At 44.0% G+C, this 2,325-nt stretch carries 2 protein-coding genes and 2 pseudogenes; 3 read left to right on the top strand and 1 reads right to left on the bottom strand.

What is annotated here, in order from left to right; genetic code table 11:
* Positions 1-324, bottom strand: a pseudogene (locus BG32_RS14580) (diguanylate cyclase); the annotation flags it as partial.
* An 801-nt stretch (positions 325-1,125) separates the two neighbouring features.
* Here BG32_RS14580 and BG32_RS17265 point away from each other — a divergent pair.
* From BG32_RS17265 to BG32_RS14565, 3 genes and pseudogenes are all read left to right on the top strand, one after another.
* On the top strand, positions 1,126-1,347 hold the full coding sequence (locus BG32_RS17265) for a pirin family protein (protein WP_201764229.1): 222 nt from the start codon (positions 1,126-1,128) through the stop codon (positions 1,345-1,347).
* Between the two features lie 269 nt (positions 1,348-1,616).
* Positions 1,617-1,760, top strand: coding sequence for a pirin-like C-terminal cupin domain-containing protein (locus BG32_RS15920; protein WP_201764207.1), 144 nt, complete (start codon positions 1,617-1,619; stop codon positions 1,758-1,760).
* A gap of 206 nt (positions 1,761-1,966) precedes the next feature.
* Positions 1,967-2,325, top strand: a pseudogene (locus BG32_RS14565) (Two component regulator three Y domain protein); the annotation flags it as partial.

The raw sequence follows: 2,325 nt of genomic DNA, 5'->3' as shown, positions 1-2,325 counted from the left end.
AAAAGTCTCATTTGTGAAGACAATGACCCCTTCGCTATCTAATACTGCAACAAAAACGCCCACCGTGTCGAGGACTGCGTCGGAAAGGTCTTTCTGCTTAACGAGTTCGAGTTGAGTCTTGTTTTTCTCGCTGAACTCACGGTAAATGAGAAAGTAGAAGAGAATCCCACTGAAGATAACAAAGGCCCAGCCCTTGTAGGTTTGAGCATGAGCAACAAGATCTTTTTCGACAAACATCAAATCGACGATCATATCAGAAAACAAGATCCATATAACACCAAATACAACGTATAGTAACGCAACTTTGAGCGCTGGATTCTTCATATTAAAATCTTACTCAACCGTGCCGGAAAAAACAATTAACGAATGCAAAGGGATCTCTTTGAGTAGATTTATTTATGATGCATTAAGGGGATCTAATCACTATCTACGCGGTGATATGCGAATTTCTAATCTTTCCTTTCTGTGCAATCTATGCTATTTCAATAAGGTTTGCCGAGAAAACAAAACAACTTCAGGTTATCTCTCATCTTTTCCCATACTTCTGCGACAATACTCCCAAAATCCTTTCTTATAATCTGTTTGAAGATGAACTGAAGAACTCTAAGGCGAGTATGAAACATAGAAGTACAATTAGCGACAACTAATTACCAGGCGCAGCAGAACTGACAGAGGAAACCTTCATTACCTTTCTCACCCCATCCCTTAAAGCCGGACCAGATAAGGTCCGGTCTTCCTATTGTCTTTGATCTGATAAACAAGGATATTCTTGCAGGCTTATCTAGGATAATAGATCATGGGGTTCAGATGGGAGTCATTCAAGACTGGGGATCTTCAGATACCATTTTTGCGATAGGCTTCTGAGTATTGATGTATGAAAATCCGTCGCGGAGCTAAGAGGAAAATGACAGTGAGCAGAGTACGGAAAATCAGCAAGATCTTGACAGAGGTGTGCCTCTGTTGATAGGGCCGGAGTAAAACTCGTTAGGGTTTTGGGTCATAGAGACGTTGAGGATTTCGACCCCTTTCTATTGCTTGACGCCTTTGATTCCACTGATCCGGAGGATTATGTCAAGGGCTTCCCTTGGCATCTTCACAGGGGGTATCGAGACCGTAACTTAACTTATTAGCGAGATTATCGAACACGGTGACAGCCATGGTAACAAAGGAGAGATACTAGATGTTGACTGTCAGTGGATGACCGCGGGTTCGGGAATTATCCATCAGGAGATGCCTGAGTCAGCTGAGAGGATGCTTGGGGTTCAGTTGTGGTTGAATCTTCCGGCAAAGGATAAGATGACTGACCCGAGATACGGTGATATAAGAAGTGAAAACGTTCGATTGTAACTGAAGAATGCGTAAGAATACGAGTAATAGGCGGGTCTTAAAAGGAATCGGCAGGAGCTTTTGAAGGCAGGTACGTGAAAGCCACATATCTTGACGTGTGGGTCGATGCAGGGAAGGAATGGTTATACGAGTCTGAGAGTCGCACCACTCTTTTCATATACATTCTTCAAGGTAGTGGGAGTTTTGATCCTGGCCAATCTGAAGCCAACGAAAACGCGGTTTTTCTTCGGTGAGGGTGAGCTGTTCTGGGCCAAAGCCGGCAGAAGGGAATGAGATTTCTTCTGTTTTCGGGAAAACCTTTGAAAGAGCCCATAGCATGGGAAGGCCTCATAGTTATAAACAAAAATGAGGAGCTTGAACTTGCTTTCAGGGAACTACTCGATAATTCCTTCGTCAAGAACGCCGGCAGATAACTACCGGTAGCGGAAATGACATTTCGAGAAGACCCTTTGAATGCTTCAGATGATAAACTACTCATATGAAGTCGTTCTGACGGTTCTTTTGAAATCCATCTGTCATGTATGTAGTTAACGATTGGATTGACCTCACCTGTTTCTTGAATGTGCAGACTTGTTATTTAGCCAGCTCTGTTTGGAGCATTTAATAGGGGGAGAGCAACTTGAAGAAATATATCCTATTCGTTCTGTCTTTGTCCTTGATTTTCCTGCTGCTCGGATGCCCGGCCATGAACAAATCGCCAGAAGTTGTAAAGCTCGATGGAGCTAACGGCAAAGTGACAACAAGCAGCTGTACATTCCTATGGTCGGGAAGTGACACCGACGGTTCAATTATCAGATATGAGTATAGAAAGGACTCCGCTGACTGGGAGAGCAACGGAAACGAAACCGTGTATACCTGGAGCGAATACTCTGAAGGCGAACACACATTTGAAGTAAGGGCTCTCGACAATGAAGGGGCCTATTCGGAGACAATCGTGTGGTCGTTCAACTACGACCCTCCCAACGTGCCTCCAGCAGT

This window comes from Mesotoga sp. HF07.pep.5.2.highcov (assembly GCF_003666285.1).
In the GTDB taxonomy this organism is placed as follows: domain Bacteria; phylum Thermotogota; class Thermotogae; order Petrotogales; family Kosmotogaceae; genus Mesotoga; species Mesotoga prima.
This window is presented reverse-complemented; position numbering and strand designations above follow the sequence as displayed.

What these genes read in the sequence shown, in the direction of transcription:
- BG32_RS15920 (WP_201764207.1), top strand. Translation starts at nt 1,617, where the DNA reads ATGAGATTTCTTCTGTTTTCGGGAAAACCTTTGAAAGAGCCCATAGCA.